Annotated in this window: 11 protein-coding genes and 1 tRNA gene; 9 read left to right on the forward strand and 3 right to left on the reverse strand. The window is 67.7% G+C overall.

All coding sequences use genetic code 11. The annotated features are described in order from the left end of the window. Positions 1-5 precede the first annotated feature (5 nt). Positions 6-839, reverse strand: coding sequence for a helix-turn-helix domain-containing protein (locus tag ACLBV5_RS01015; RefSeq protein WP_313632831.1), 834 nt, complete (start codon positions 837-839; stop codon positions 6-8). Positions 840-963: 124 nt separating this feature from the next. Here ACLBV5_RS01015 and ACLBV5_RS01020 point away from each other — a divergent pair, with 124 nt between their 5' ends. From ACLBV5_RS01020 to ACLBV5_RS01035, 4 genes are read left to right on the forward strand one after another with little or no spacing between them, the layout of a single operon-like run. Continuing rightward, on the forward strand, positions 964-2,769 hold the full coding sequence (locus tag ACLBV5_RS01020; protein WP_447604566.1) for an aspartyl protease family protein: 1,806 nt from the start codon (positions 964-966) through the stop codon (positions 2,767-2,769). A 54-nt stretch (positions 2,770-2,823) separates the two neighbouring features. Then, on the forward strand, positions 2,824-4,893 hold the full coding sequence (locus ACLBV5_RS01025) for a M13 family metallopeptidase (protein ID WP_447604911.1): 2,070 nt from the start codon (positions 2,824-2,826) through the stop codon (positions 4,891-4,893). 35 nt (positions 4,894-4,928) lie between these two features. Beyond that, entirely contained in the window at positions 4,929-6,746 is a 1,818-nt protein-coding gene (locus ACLBV5_RS01030) for a DUF885 domain-containing protein (protein ID WP_447604567.1), read from the forward strand. A gap of 35 nt (positions 6,747-6,781) precedes the next feature. Further along, positions 6,782-8,908, forward strand: a complete 2,127-nt coding sequence (locus tag ACLBV5_RS01035; protein WP_447604568.1) for a M13 family metallopeptidase — start codon at positions 6,782-6,784, stop codon at positions 8,906-8,908. Between the two features lie 262 nt (positions 8,909-9,170). On the opposite strand, the gene ACLBV5_RS01040 is transcribed toward ACLBV5_RS01035, so the two are convergent. Then, positions 9,171-9,260 (reverse strand) — tRNA-Ser (locus ACLBV5_RS01040). Positions 9,261-9,324: 64 nt separating this feature from the next. Continuing rightward, a complete protein-coding gene (locus tag ACLBV5_RS01045) occupies positions 9,325-10,257 on the reverse strand; it encodes a DMT family transporter (RefSeq protein WP_447604569.1) in 933 nt (310 codons plus the stop codon). A 138-nt stretch (positions 10,258-10,395) separates the two neighbouring features. Between ACLBV5_RS01045 and ACLBV5_RS01050 the strand changes: the two genes are divergently transcribed. From ACLBV5_RS01050 to ACLBV5_RS01070, 5 genes are read left to right on the forward strand one after another with little or no spacing between them, the layout of a single operon-like run. Then, positions 10,396-11,277: a septal ring lytic transglycosylase RlpA family protein gene (locus ACLBV5_RS01050; RefSeq protein ID WP_447604570.1), complete on the forward strand. Its 882-nt coding sequence runs from the start codon at positions 10,396-10,398 to the stop codon at positions 11,275-11,277. Between the two features lie 40 nt (positions 11,278-11,317). Beyond that, positions 11,318-11,944 (forward strand): dTMP kinase, encoded by a 627-nt coding sequence (gene tmk / locus ACLBV5_RS01055; protein ID WP_313632701.1) that lies wholly within the window; start codon positions 11,318-11,320, stop codon positions 11,942-11,944. After that, positions 11,941-12,921, forward strand: a complete 981-nt coding sequence (locus tag ACLBV5_RS01060) for a DNA polymerase III subunit delta' (RefSeq protein WP_447604571.1) — start codon at positions 11,941-11,943, stop codon at positions 12,919-12,921. Before tmk ends, ACLBV5_RS01060 begins: the two co-directional genes overlap by 4 nt. Positions 12,922-12,936: 15 nt before the next feature. Continuing rightward, entirely contained in the window at positions 12,937-13,722 is a 786-nt protein-coding gene (locus tag ACLBV5_RS01065) for a TatD family hydrolase (protein ID WP_447604572.1), read from the forward strand. Then, the gene (locus ACLBV5_RS01070) at positions 13,719-14,537 is read left to right on the forward strand and encodes an MBL fold metallo-hydrolase (protein ID WP_447604573.1); all 819 of its coding nucleotides are present in this window, start codon (positions 13,719-13,721) and stop codon (positions 14,535-14,537) included. The genes ACLBV5_RS01065 and ACLBV5_RS01070 overlap by 4 nt, the downstream gene beginning before the upstream one ends. Positions 14,538-14,673: the final 136 nt, after the last annotated feature.

Below are 14,673 nucleotides of genomic sequence, written 5' to 3' on the forward strand. Positions count from 1 at the left end.
CCCGGTCATGAGTCCGCGCCGCTGCTGTCGGCGGTCATGCCCAGCAAGCGGCGCAGCCCCGGCGGATGAAGGCCGGCGATGGAGAGTTGAGGTGCGAATTTGGGTTCGGTGAGCGGCAGGGCGTGAAGACGAAGCTCGGCCGCCAAGGCGTAATGTTCGTGGACCGCCAGATAGATGCTGTCGCTCCACAGGGCGTTACGGACCTCAGACAGGTCGTGAGCGAGCAGGCAGAGGAGATGTTCGGAGGCGTCGCAGGCCAATCGCAATGCAGCTCCCGGCCAGCGCGCCAGGACGCCTTCCGCCGTCCGCGAACGGATGACCTGATAGTCGCGGGCGCGGCTGTGCGCCTCGTCATAGACAATGCCCATGACCGCGACGCTGCGCGCCGCCGCCCGGGCGAAGGCAGGCGCCAGACGCGCTTCGACTTGCGGGAAGCAATCGAACAGCACCGTCTCGGTCGCCGCATCGATCATGGCCTCGGCCTGGGTCCAGACCTGCTCCGGCGAGCGAAGCTGATAGTAGCGATCCTCGGGCTCGGGCGACTTGAGCCGGGCCAAGGCGTCGGCAGCGGCGTGGGCCTGGTCGGTGAAACGCCCTCTCAGGGCGCTGATCAGCTGATCCGGAGCCACCGCCCGAAACGCGCGGGGCTCGCCGCCGTCATCGATGACGGCGCCCTTCTGCACCAGCGTCGATAGCGCCTTGTAGGTATTGGCCTGCGCCTTACCGATGCCCTGAGCGATCCGATAGCCGGTCGACGGCCCGGCGCGCTGCAGCTCGCAATAGGCGAGCGCTTCGGTTTCGGTGAAGCCCAGGGGCATGAGGGTCTCTTCAGGCGACATGAACATAAGCCTAGTTGCGTTAGCTGCTATGGTAAGTGAAATCGGCGTAATGTCGCCGACACAATTTCATCATTACAGATTTCTCATTTGACGACTAGTCGATGCTACTAGTCATTATCGTCTTATGAAGATTTCCGCTCTCCTCCTATCCGCCGCGGTCCTGGCGACCGCCGCCCCTGCGCTTGCGGAAGCGTCCCCGTCCGCCGAGGCCTTGCTGCAGCGCCACGCCGCCTGGCGCGGCGGCAGCGCCTTGGACGGCCTCACGGGGCTCAGCTTGTCTGGAACGGTGACCACCGCGGGCCTGCAGGGCGTAACGCGGGCTTGGCTCGCCGTCGGCCCGGATGGCGTACGACGCTATCGGCAAGCGGATGAGCTGGGGCCGGTGCATGAAGAAACGGGCGCCACCGAGGTCGGGGGCTGGAGCCGCACAATGAGCGGCCAGATCGAGACCCTGTCGCGCGAGCAGGCCGATGAGGCGTTGAACGCCGCCGCCCTGATGCTGGGCCAGCTGCCGCGCGGCGCGCGTCCCAGAGTAGGCGCGGCTGAGAATCTGGACGGGCGGGCCTGTGTGCCCGTAGCGGCTGACGCTGGGCGTCAGCTCTACGAGTTGCTCATCGATAGCATGGACGGCGCCCTGTGCGGCGTGCGCATCAGTGCGCCGGGCGAGAGCCGAACCGTCCTCTATTCCGATTGGCGCTGGGTCGACGGCGTGCGCATGCCCTTCCATCAGGCGGTGGACGACAGCGACGATAATAATGACGGCCACGTTGCGATCGACAGATTGACGGTGAACCCGGCGCTGGACGACGCCGTCTTCGCCCGGCCTGCGGCTGTGCAGGTGGTCCGCTTCGATCCCGGCCGCACGGACAGCGGGTGGCTGGATTTCGAGTTGTTCTCGCAGCGCCGCCTTTTCATCCCCGTGACCATCCAGGGCCAGACGGTCGACGCCATGCTCGACAGCGGGGCGGAGGTTACGGTCGTCGATCGCGCCTTCGCCGAGAAGATCGGGCTGGTCGGTCAGGGCGGGGTCACCGCCATCGGCACCGGCGGCAGCGAGACGGTCTCTATCGCGCCCGGCTTCGACGTGCGTCTGGGCGGGGCGGAGTTGAAGGGTGTGACCGTGGCGGTCATGGACCTGTCGCCGATCACCCAGGCTCTGGGCCGCCCCGTCCCGGTTCTGCTGGGCAAGGAGATGATGAACCAGGCGATCACCGACATCGACTTCGCCGCGCGGCGAATTCGTCTGGTGGCGCCCGACGCCTTCGCGCCGCCGCCGGGCACGATCGAACTGCCCTTGACGCCGGTCAACGGCCTGCGCGCCCTGCCTGTGGTCATCGAGGACGGCCCGACCGTCATGGCGATGTTCGACCTGGGCAACGGTACGCCGCTCGCCCTGTTTCCGGGCTACGCCGCCCAGGCGCGGTTGACGGAGGGACGGCGGGTCTCGGCCGTCATGGCGGGCGGGGTTGGCGGCGCGGCGCCGGCGGTCCTGTTCAACCTGAACAGCCTCAGCATAGGCGGTCATGTGTTCGAGAGCGTGCCGGCGACCGTGCGCGGCGAAGGCGTGTGGGCGCGCGAAGACGCGGCGGCGAACGTCGGCATGCCGATCCTGTCGCGTTTTCGCCTGATGATCGACTTCGGCGGCGACCGGCTGTTCCTGCTGCCGGGGCCGGACATGGCCAGGCCGCTGGCGCGCGATCGCTCGGGCTTGAACACCATCGTGCGCGACGGCAAGCGCATCGTCCGCTTCGTCGCGCCGGGCTCTCCGGGCGAGGCGGGCGGATGGAGGGCGGGCGACGTCATCGTCGACATCGACGGCGGAGGCATCGACCCCGAGAACCACTGGGGCGAGGCCGCGGCCGGGCGCACCGTGACCTTGACGCTGGAGGGCGGGGAGCGCCGCGCCCTGACCCTGGCCGACTATTTCTGACGCTTCGGCGCCGCACCCGACAGAACCGGATCCAACCGGGAGGAAACCGTGAAGATGAACCTGCGCACCGTCCTTGCCGCCGCCTCGGCGCTCAGCCTGCTGACCGCCTGCTCCAGCCCCGACGCGGGCCGGGCCGAGCGTAAGGCTCCCGTCTATGGGACGTTCGGCTTCGACGCCGCGGGCATGGATCGGACGGTGCGGCCCGGCGACGACTTCTTCGCCTTCGCCAACGGCGGCTGGGTCAAGACGACCGAGATTCCGGCCGACCGCTCGGTGTGGAACACCTTCGGCGTCCTGGCCGAGAAGGCCGACGGCCGGGTGCTGGAGCTGATCACCCAGGCGCGGGCCGGCAAGGACAAGGACGCCGCCAAGGTGGCCGACTTCTACGCCAGCCTGATGGATGCGGCGGCGGCCGAGGCCAAGGGCGTCCAGCCGATCCAGGCCGAGCTGGCGCGCATCGCCGCCCTGAACGACCGCCGCGGCCTGTCGGCCTATCTGGGCGGGGTGATGCGGGCCGACGTCGATCCGCTGAACGCCACCAACTACTACACCGACCGGCCGCTGGGCCTGTGGGTGGCCCAGGATCTGGACGAGCCCGAACGCTACGCCCCCTATCTGATGCAGGGCGGGCTGGGGATGCCGGACCGCGACTACTACCTGGACCCGGCCCCGCGCTTCGCCGATCTGCGCCGCCAGTATCAGGCCCATGTGGCCGCGACCCTGCGCCTGGCGGGCCTCGACAAGGCCGACGAGCGCGCCGCCCGCGTCATGGCGCTGGAGACCCGCATCGCCCGCAGCCACTGGAGCCAGCTGGACACCGGCGACGTGCAGAAGGCGAACAACACCTGGACCAAGGCCCAGTTCGCCCAGCGCGCGCCGGGCTTGGACTGGGACGCCTTCTTCGCCGCCGCGGGCCTGGCCCAGCCGCAGACGATCAAGGTCTGGCAGACCGACGCCGTGACCGGACTGTCGGCGCTGGCCGCGTCCGAGCCGATGGAGGCATGGCGCGACTACCTGGCCTTCCACGCCGTCGACCGCGCCGCGCCCTGGCTGGCCAAGGCCTTCGTCGACCAGCATTTCGCCTTCCACGGCCAGGCCCTGTCGGGCACGCCGCAGCAGTCGCCGCGCTGGAAGAAGGCGGTGGCGGCCACCAACGGCGCGCTGGGCGACGCCGTGGGCCGCATGTACGTCGCCCGCTATTTCCCGCCCCAGGCCAAGGCCGAAGTCGAGGCCATGGTGACCAACATCAAGGCCGCCTTCGCCCGCCGCATCGAGGGGCTGGAGTGGATGTCGCCCGAAACCAAGGCCGAGGCCCAGGCCAAGCTGAAGTCCATGCGCGTCGGCGTCGGCTATCCTGACAAATGGCGCGACTATTCCAGCCTGACGGTGCGGGCCGACGACGCCTTCGGCAATCTCGAGCGGTCGAGCCTGCTAGAATACCGCCGCCAGCTGGCCAAGCTGGGCCAGCCAGTCGATCGCGGCGAGTGGTTCATGGTCCCGCAGGAGGTGAACGCCCTGTTCGCCCCCTCGCAGAACTCCATCATCTTCCCAGCCGCCATCCTCGAGCCGACCTTCTTCGACCCGAACGCCGACCCGGCGGTCAACTACGGCGCCATCGGCGGGGTGATCGGTCATGAGATCACCCACGGCTTCGACAACCTGGGCTCGCAGTTCGACGCGCGCGGGCGGCTGCGCGACTGGTGGACGGCCTCTGACAAGGCGCGCTTTACCGCCGCCACCGACCTGCTGATCGCTCAGTACGACGCCTACAAACCCTTCGCCGACGCCTCGGTGAACGGGCGGCTGACCCTGGGCGAGAACATCGCCGACGTGGCGGGGCTGTCGGCGGCCTACGACGCCTGGAAGCTGTCGCTGAAGGGGGCCGAGGCGCCGGTGCTGGACGGCTTCACCGGCGACCAGCGCTTCTTCCTGGGCTGGGCCCAGAACTACCGCAGCCGCTACCGTGACGCGGCTCTGCGCCGCCGCCTGCTGACCGACGTGCACGCGCCGGGACCCTATCGCGCCGACGCCGCGCGCAATCTGGACGCCTGGTACGCCGCCTTCGACGTCCAGCCGGGCGATGCCCTGTACCTGCCGCCGGCCAAGCGCGTGCCGGTGTGGTGAGCGGAAGCTGAAACGAGAAGAGGGGGAGAGTACTCATGATTGACGCAAGGCGCATGAACCGGCGCGGCGTGCTGGCGGCGGGCTCGGGCCTGGCGCTGGCGGCCGCCGCCGGCCCGGTCGGGGCGGGGGCGAAGGACGCGGGCGCGCGGCTGGACGCCCTTTTGGACGCCCAGCTTCAGGCCGGTTTGGATCGGGCTCCCGAACTGGTGACGGGCCTCGGCCTGGATGTCGGCGCGCGCGCGGCCCAGCGCTTCAAGCTGGCCGACCGATCGCAGGCCGCGGCCGTGGCGGGCCGTGACAAGGCGGCGGCCGACCTGGCCGCCGTGCGAGCGGTCGATCCGGCGTCCCTCTCCCCCGAGGCTCGCTTGAGCCGCGACGTCGCCGTGTTCCAGCTGGAGTGCACGGCGGCCTATCGGGCCTTCCCCTTCCACAAGTCCGAAGGCTGGCGCGAAAGCCCCTACATCGTCAGCCAGATCGGCGGCGTTTATTCCATGACGCCGGACTTCCTGGACGCCCAGCATCCGGTGAAGACGGCCCAGGACGTCGACGCCGCCCTGTCGCGCATGGCCGCCTTAGCTGTGGCCCTGGACCAGGACACCGAGCGGGCTGAGGCCAACGCCGCCGTCGGTATCGTGCCGCCCGACTTCCTGCTGGACGGCGCCCTGGTCCAGTTGAAGGCCCTGCGCGACGGCCAGGCCAAGGACAAGGCCATGATCCGCTCTCTCACGCGCCGCGCGCGCGAACAGGGGCTGGCCAATCCCGAGGCGGCGGCCGTCGCCCTGTTTGAGGGGCCGATCCGTCAGGCTCTGACGCGCCAGATCGCGGCCCTGGAGCGCCATCGCGCCCGCGCCGTCCACGACGCCGGGATCGGCTCGCGCCTGCCGGACCCCGAGGCCTATTATGCGCTGAACCTGAAGACCTATACGACCACGGCCTATTCGGCGGATGAGATCCACCGCATCGGCCGCGATCAGGTGGCCGAGCTGACCGGCCGCCTCGACGGCCTGCTGAAGGCTCAGGGCTACACCAAGGGCACGGTGGGCGAGCGGGTCGCCGCCCTGAACCGCGAGCCTCGCTTCCTCTTCGCCAATACGGACGCCGGGCGCGCCGAGCTTCTGGCTTATCTGGAAACCGAGATGGCGCGGGTCCGGGCCCGCATGCCCGAGGTCTTCGCCACCGTGCCGCGCGGCGGCTTTGAGATCCGCCGCATCCCCGTCGAGATCGAGGGCGGGGCGCCGGGCGGCTACGCCTCGGCGGGCAGCCTGGATGGGACACGGCCGGGCATCTACTACATCAACCTGAAGGACACGGCGGACTGGCCGCGCTGGAGCCTGAAGACCCTGACCTATCACGAGGCGGCGCCGGGCCACCTGTTCCAGGGCGCCCTGGCGCGCGAGGCGGGGGATTTGCCGCTCTATCGCCGCCTGACCGGCTTCTCGGCCTATTCCGAGGGTTGGGGCCTGTATGCCGAGCGGCTGGCCGATGAGATGGGCTTCTACGACGACGATCCCTTCGGCCGCATCGGCTATCTGCAGAGCTTCCTGTTCCGCGCCGCGCGTCTGGTGGTCGACACCGGCCTGCACGCCAAGGGCTGGAGCCGCGAGGAGGCGATCCGCTACATGATCGCCACGGCCGCCGAGCCCGAGAACCGCGCCGCGCGCGAGATCGAACGCTACTGCGCCGCGCCGGGCCAGGCCTGCGCCTACAAGCTGGGCGAGATCGAGATCGCCCGCCTGCGGGCCGAGGCCGAGCGCCGTCCCGGCTTCTCGCTCAAGACCTTCCACGACCGCGTCGTGATGTCCGGACCGATGCCCATGACGGTGCTGGCGTCGCACCTCAACGCATCAACGTGAGCTGAAGAGCTCTACATTAGCAAAGGATCGACTTGATGAGAGTACTGCTCGCAGGAGCGGCCGCCGCCGCGCTTCTGGCGCCTGCCGCCGCCTTGGCTCAGGACGGACATGATCACGCCTGCATTGACCAGGCGTGCAGCGTCTTCGAATTATTCCAGACCCCGGCGGCGCAAGGCGGCGCCTCGGGCTGGCAGGGAACCGAGGCGCCGAAATACGGGACCTGGGGCTTCGACCTCAACGGCCGCGACACCTCGGTCGATCCCGGCGACAACTTCTTCCGCTACGCTAACGGCGCGGCGGTTGATCAACTGACCATCCCCTCGGACCGCACCTCTTACGGCTCGTTCGCCCTGCTGCGCGAACTGTCCGACAACCGCATGAAGAAGCTGGTCACGGATCTGGCCGCGCGCACCGACCTGGCCCCCGGCTCGGACGAGCAGAAGATCGCCGACGCCTACCGCGCCTTCATCGACGAGGCCCGCATCGAGGCGCTGGGCGCCCAGCCGCTGGCCCCCTATCTGGCCGCTATCCGCGCCGCCGACACCCATGAGAAGATCGCCGCCTACATGGGCCAGACGCAGGGCCGCGTGGGCGGCTCCTTCTTTGGCACCGGCATCACCATCGACCAGAAGAATCCGACCCGCTACGCCGTGACGACGGGCCAGGGCGGCTTGGGGCTGCCCAACCGCGACTACTATCTGGACGCCCGCTTCGCCGACAAGAAGGAGAAGTATCAGGCCTATATCGAGCGGATGCTGACCCACATCGGCTGGGCTGACCCGGCCGGTTCGGCCGCCGCCGTCGTCGCCCTGGAAGATCGGATCGCCCAGGCCCACTGGACCCCGATCGAGAACCGCAATCGCGACAAGACCTATAATGAATACTCGATCCAGGCCCTGGCCGCCGATGCGCCGGGCTTTGACTGGAACGGCTATTTCAACGCCGCCGGCCTGGGCTCGATCGACCGCCTGATCGTGCGTCAGAACACGGCCATGCCCAAGATCGCCGCCGTCTTCGCTCAGACGCCGGTGGCCACCCTTCAGGCCTGGCAGGCGTTCCACACTGCGGACGCGGCCGCTCCCTATCTTTCGCAGCGCTTTGCCGACGCTCACTGGGAGTTTCGGTATAGGGATCTGGACGGGCAACCGGAGCAAAGCAGCCGCGAGAAGCGCGCCATCAGCTTCGCCGAAGGCGCCCTGGGCGAGGCGGCGGGTCGTCTATACGTCGCCGAATACTTCCCGGCCGAATCCAAGGCCAAGATGGAAGAACTGGTCGCCAACCTTCGCACCGCCCTGTCGCACCGCATCGACAACCTGACCTGGATGGGCGCCGAGACCAAGGCGGCGGCTCAGGAGAAGCTGCAGAAGTTCACCGTCAAGATCGGCTACCCGAACAAGTGGCGAGACTATTCGGGCCTGGAGATCAAGGCCGACGACCTGTTCGGCAATGCTCAGAGGCTGGCGCGCTTCGAATGGCAAGACGACGTATCGAGGCTGGGCCGGCCCGTGGATAAGGAGGAATGGGGAATGACTCCCCAGACGGTGAACGCCTATTACAGCTCAGTGAACAACGAAATCGCCTTCCCCGCGGCGATCCTGCAGCCGCCCTTTTTCGACCCGGACGCGGACCCGGCCGTTAACTACGGCGGCATCGGCGGCGTCATCGGTCACGAGATCGGCCACGGCTTCGACGACCAGGGCTCCAAGTCTGACGGCGACGGCGTTTTGCGCAACTGGTGGACGGACGAGGACAAGGCCAATTTCGATGGTCTGACCGCGCGCCTGGGCGCCCAGTATGACGAGTTCGAGCCTCTACCGGGTTTCCACATTCAGGGCAGCCTGACCATGGGCGAGAACATCGGCGACGCCGCCGGCACGGCGGTCGGGCTTGAGGCCTACCACCTGTCGTTGAAGGGCCAGCCGGCGCCGGTGATCGACGCCGTGACCGGCGACCAGCGCTTCTTCTACGGCTGGGCCCAGGTCTGGCAATCGAAGTATCGCGAGGACGCGCTGAAGAACCAGATCGCGCGGGGGCCGCATAGTCCGCCCGAGTACCGTGTCATCGGATCCGTTAGAAACGTCGACGCCTGGTATGATGCTTTCAAAGTCAAATCCGGCACGCGCTTCTACCTTAAACCGGCCGATCGCGTAAGAATTTGGTGATTACGTAGCTCGCTAGTCGTTACGAGCAGACTAGCCGTGAGGGGCGCTTCGATCCGTCATCGGAACATGCCCTGCACGGCTAGTCAGGAACCTGATTTCCGTGATGTGAGGTCGCCGGTGTCGCCGGGACTCTGGATATGCGGCAGTTTCTTTGGGCGATTACGCTCTGCGTAGCCTATGAACCACCGCCGCGGCCTCGCCCCAAGTAAAACTCAGATGGGTAATTCGGGGGGCAGGAAAAATTCAATAAAAACAACGTGCGTGGCGGACAGGGTGGGATTCGAACCCACGGTAGGCTTCCACCTACGGCGGTTTTCAAGACCGCTGCCTTAAACCACTCGGCCACCTGTCCAGCGCGACTCGGCGCGCTCGCGTGCATAGCCGTAAAGCTGTCCGCAATCCAAGCGGAAAGCGCGTCAGGTCAGCCTTGCGGCTCGTGTGGAGCGGGTGACCAGCCAGATGCCGCCGCAGACCAGGATCAGCGCGATCAGATAGCTCCATTTGAACATCGACTCGCCCAGGAAGGCGGCGGACAGCGTCACGCCGAAGACGGGAATCAGGAAGTTGAAGGCCGCGATCAGGCCGACCGGATGGTGCTTCATCAGCACGCTCCATACGGCGAAGGCGATCGATGACAACAGCGCCAGATAGAGCAACAGCGCGCCCGAGGCGGCGTTCAGCGCCTCCAGATGGCCGCCCGCCGCCCACCCGGCGCCGGTCAGGGCGGCGCCGCCGATGAACAGCTGCCAGCCCGTCATGATCATGGGATCCAACTGGCGCGAGACGCGCTTGCCGTAGATTGAGGCCGCAGCCAGCACAAAGGCGGCGATGACGATGAAGCCCTCGCCCAGCAGGCTGAAGTCGAACCCCAGGCCAGCCCCGCCCAGATTGACGACGACCACGCCCAGAAAGCCGATCAGGCAGCCGAGCGCCTTTCGCCCGTTGAGGCGGTCGTCGGCATACAGATAGTGGGCCAGAACCACGCTGAAGAAGACGCTGGTGGAGTTCATGATCGACGACTTCACGCCGGTCGCGTGCGCCAGGCCGATATAGAAGAAGACGTACTGGATCGCCGTCTGCGTCAGGCCCAGCAGGGCGACCTGGGCCGTCTGGCGTGGCTCAAGCTTCAGCACCGGCTTCTTCAACGCGGCGGCGACGAACAACAGGATCAGTCCCGCCAGGGCGAACCGCCACCCGGCGAAAAGCAACTGGCTGGCGATATCGTCTTTCGCGATGTGCAGCAGGGCGTAGCCGCCCTTCACAGCGGGAAAGGCGCTGCCCCACAACGCGCAGCACAAAGTAGCGAGAATGAAGACGCCGGAACGGGTCTGATACAGCGATGGGGTCAAGATCGGCTTCAGCGAGCGGGAGGGAAGAAGGCGCGCGACGTTCCGCCGCGCTCATAAGCGCAAACGCGACGTTAACCAAACCGGAAACCGTTCGGCCGCATAAGCAAGGTCTGTCAGTCGGTCGGAGTGCGTTGAACCATGTGGGCCAGGATCCTGAGAGCGGCGGTCGTCGCCGCCGCCTTTTCGACCCTGGCGGCGTGCGCCAGCCTGGGCGGAGGGCGCGAGGCGCCGCTGAAGCCGCCTGTCGTCACGGACCCTGCGCCGATCGTGTCGGGGACCATGCGGCCCTATCAGATCCGCGGTCGCTGGTATCACCCGAAGGAACAGCCCAACTATGACGAGGTGGGTCAGGCCTCGTGGTACGGCTCCTATCACCACGGCCGCTCGACCTCGACGGGCGAGCGTTTCGACATGAACGGCCTGACGGCGGCTCACAAGACCCTGCCGCTGCCCAGTCTGGTTGAGGTCACCAACCGGGCGAACGGGCGTCGGGTGATCCTGCGCGTCAATGATCGCGGCCCCTTCGTCGACGGGCGAATCATCGACCTGTCGCGCGGGGCGGCTGAGGAATTGGGCCTGCTGAATCAGGGCGTGGGCGAAGTGCGGGTCCGCTATGTCGGCCGGGCCCCGCGCCAGGGCGGCGGGACGCCGATGCAGCGCGCAGAGGCGACGCCGGCCCGCGCCGACGCCGCGCCGAGCCGAGACGCGGGGCCGCGCCCTTATTATGAAGTCGCGACGGCGCCGCCAACCGCACAGGCGCCTGCGCCTCAGCCTGTTCCGTCTTACGCTGCTCCTGCCGCCGCCTATTGGGTGCAGGCCGGGGCCTATTCGGATCGGCGCGGCGCGGATCAGGTCGCGCGCCGCCTCGGCGACCGAGCCTCCATCCAGAACCTCGATCGAGACGGCCGGACCCTGTTTCGCGTCGTCGTCGGACCCTGGCCCGATGCGACGGCCGCGGAGCGCGCGCGTCAGGCCGTGATTGCCCGCGGTTTCAGCGACGCCCTGTTGATAGGCGGCTGACGGGTCTTGCGTCCGCCGCGCGGGTCGCCATTGTGCGCGGGTGCAGCGAGGCAGATTCATCACGTTCGAAGGCGGCGAAGGCGCCGGCAAGACCACACAGGCGCGCCTGCTGGTCGAGCGGCTGCGCGCCGCTGGGCTGGACGTGGTCCAGACGCGGGAGCCGGGAGGCTCGCCGGGGGCTGAGGAAATCCGCAACATCGCCGTCTCGGGCGAGGCTGACCGCTGGTCCGCGCGAACTGAGACCTTGCTGATGTACGCCGCCCGGTCAGACCATCTGGAGCGCACGATCCGCCCCGCGCTGGAAGCCGGGCGCTGGGTGGTGTGCGACCGCTTTGCCGATTCGAGCCGCGTCTATCAGGGCGCAGGCGGCGGCGCGCCTGAAAGCCTGATCGAGGCGCTGGACGCGGCCGTGGTCGACGGCGATCAACCGGACCTGACCCTGGTGTTCGACCTGCCGGTGGATGTGGGGCTGGAACGCGCCTTCGGTCGCGGCCTGTTCGAGACGCGCTTTGAATCCAAGGGCATGGCCTTCCATCAGAAGCTCCGCGAAGGCTTTCTGGACGTGGCTGAGCGCCACCCCGACCGCTGTGTCGTCATCGACGCGACGGGCGAGGTCGATGAGGTGTCCGAACGTCTCTGGACGGTGGTGGAGGCGCGGCTGCTTTGAGCGAGCATCCGCGCGACCGGTTCGACCTGATCGCCGACCTCAAGGCCGAAGAGGCTTTTCTGGACGCGCTGGACCGTGGCCGTCTGCACCACGCCTGGCTTCTGTGCGGGGTCGAGGGATCGGGCAAGGCCAGCTTCGCCTATCGCGCCGCGCGGCGTCTGCTGGGCGCGGCGCCGGATCTTTCACGCGGGCCGCTGGGCGCTGCGCCGCATGACCCCGTCAGTCGTCTGGTTTCGGCCCAGTCGCACCCTGATCTGCTGGTGCTTGAGCGTCTGGTCGAGGGCGGTAAGCAGAAGAAGTCGATCTCGGTCGAGCAGGCGCGCGACCTGCCGGAGTTCTTCGCCAAGAGCCCGTCCCAGGCGCGGCATCGGGTGGCGATCATCGACGCCGCCGACGACCTGAATGTCAATGCCGCCAATGCCTTGCTGAAAATTCTTGAGGAACCGCCTGAAAGCGGCGTTCTGTTCCTGGTGACGCACGCGCCTGGCCGTTTGCTGGCGACCATCCGCTCGCGGTGTCGTCGTCTCAGCTTTCCGGTCTGGCCTGAACATCGTCTGGCGGAACTGGTCGAGCGACGCACCGGCGTGTCGCTGTCCGAGGCGGATGAGGCGGCGCGCATGGCCGGCGGCTCTCCGGGCGCCGCGCTGGATCTGGCGTCTGGCGCCATGTCCGAAACGGATCGTCTGGCGCGCAGTTGGGTCGAAGGCGGCGCTGTGGACCGCGCCGAACAACTGACCGTGGCCGACGGCTTTCGCGGCGCTGAAGGGCAGGCGCGGTTCGACGCCCTGATGGATCGGCTGATCGCGGCGGTGAAGCGACGCGCGGTCGAGACCGGCGGGCGCGAGGGCGCGCTGTGGGCTGAACTGTGGGGGCGGCTGTCGGAACTGCCGGACCGCGCGGCGGGCCTGAATATGGACAAGGGGGATGTGCTGGCTGGAGCTCTGGCCGACATCGCCCGCGTCAAGGCATCAGTATAAGGGCGTTCACCTGAAATGATCATCGACAGTCACGTCAATCTTCACGCGCCCCAGTTCGATGAAGACCGCGACGCCGTGATCGCGCGCGCGCGCGAAGCGGGCGTGCGGCTAATGGTCGAGATTTCGGACAAGCTGTCGACCTTTGATGCGACCCATGCGCTGGCCATGAACAACGCCGACATCTGGTGCACGGTCGGGGTGCACCCGCATGAAGCCAAGGACTATGCCGATCTGACGGCCGATCGCCTGGTCGAACTGGCGCAGCGCCCGCGCGTCATCGGCATCGGCGAGTGCGGGTTGGACTTCCATTACGATCTCAGCCCGCGCGATGTGCAGGCGGCGGTGTTCCGCCAGCATATCGAGGCGGCGCGCCGCACCGGGCTGCCGCTGGTCATCCATACCCGTGAAGCGGACAAGGTCATGGCCGACATCCTGCGCGAAGAACATGGGCGGGCGCCGTTCAAATTCCTCATGCACTGCTACACCAGCGGCATGGAGCTGGCTGAACTGGCTATGGAATTGGGCGGGTGGTTCTCTGTTTCCGGCATCGCCACCTTCAAGGCGGCCGAAGAGGTGAGGGCGGTGATCCGGCGGATGCCCGAAGACCGCATCATCGTCGAGACGGACTGCCCCTATCTGGCGCCGATCCCGCATCGGGGCCGCCGCAACGAGCCCGCCTATGTCGGCCTGGTGCTGGCCAAGCTGGCCGAGATTCGCGGGTGGTCGCCGGAACAGGCGGATCGTCTGACGACCGACGCCTTCTTCGACCTGTTCGACCGTATCCCCCGGCCCGCCGAATGAGCGAGCTGGAGGTCGTCATCCTGGGGTGCGGTTCGTCAGGCGGGGTGCCGCGCGGCGACGGCGACTGGGGCGACTGTGATCCGGCCGAGCCGCGCAACCGGCGCACCCGGTGCTCCATGCTGGCGCGTCTTCATGGCCCAGATGGCGTCACCAGCGTGGTCATCGACACCTCGCCGGACTTCCGTCAGCAGATGCTGATGGCGGAAGTCCAGCATATCGACGGCGTGCTCTACACCCACGACCATGCGGACCAGACCCACGGCATCGACGATCTGCGGGTCTTCGCCCACGCGCGCGGCCGCATTCCCGCCTGGATGGACGAGCCGACCCATGCGGCCCTGACGCGGCGGTTCGACTACATTTTCGAGAGCCAGCACGGCTATCCGGCCATCGTCGAGGCGCGGCCGCTTCCGCCGCACGGCCGTCAATGGAGCGTGCCTGGGCCAGGCGGCGACCTGCCGGTGGCGACGTTCGATCAGGCGCACGGCCCGATCCGATCGGTCGGCTACAGGATCGGCGGCGTGGTCTATTCCAGCGACGTCTCAGACCTCGATGATGAGGCGCTGGAAGCGGTGCGCGGGGCTGACCTGTGGATACTGGACGCTCTTCGCTATACGCCCCATCCGACCCACGCCCATGTCGATAAGGCGCTGGACTGGATCGCGCGAGCGCGGGTGAAGCAGGCCGTCCTAACCAATCTGCACATTGACCTGGATTATCAGCGTTTGAAGCGGGAGCTTCCGACCAATGTCGATGTCGCTTATGACGGTTGGCGTAGCCGAATCTTGCTGGACGAGGCTCAGGCTGGGGAGTGACGCTCGCCTGTCCATGCAAGAATATGTGATGTGCCACAGGGGTTTTATCGGCTATTCGCTCCGGCTGAGCTGCGGGCGGTGGGGCCCTCCATTGGTGTAACGGCGGCGTTGGGGGATTCTGCGCCGCGAACCTGGA

This window comes from Brevundimonas sp. M1A4_2e, assembly GCF_053345555.1.